The following is a 346-nucleotide window of genomic DNA, read 5'->3' on the forward strand; positions in this document are numbered from 1 at the left end:
AGCGTGGAGACCCTGAGCGGGACAACGTTCAGCGCGACCGGGACGGCGGGAGAGTATGCGGTGACGCTGCCGCTGACGAAGGTGGGGAGGCACCATCTGAAGGCGATGGTGGGAAGTGACAGGACATCAGGCGAGGTGCCGGTGGAGGTTACGCAGCCGGACAGCGCCGACGCGGCAGACAGCGTCACCCTGGAGGCGAGCGAAAATTCCCTGAAGGTGGGTGACAGCACGGTGCTGACGGTGACGGTTGAGGACCGGTACGGCAACCGGGTGACCGGGCTTTCCGGCAGCGATATCGGCATAAGCGGCGCGCTGACAGGCCAGGATGTCTCTTCGCTGAGCTGGA

The 346-nt window shown here is 65.3% G+C and carries 1 protein-coding gene; it reads left to right on the top strand.

Annotated elements, in window-relative coordinates; genetic code table 11:
- Positions 1 to 346 (top strand): hypothetical protein (locus GJV78_RS23260; RefSeq protein WP_167519730.1); only part of this gene is annotated, 346 nt, incomplete at both ends.

Source organism: Intestinirhabdus alba (assembly GCF_009711095.1).
Classification (GTDB): domain Bacteria; phylum Pseudomonadota; class Gammaproteobacteria; order Enterobacterales; family Enterobacteriaceae; genus Intestinirhabdus; species Intestinirhabdus alba.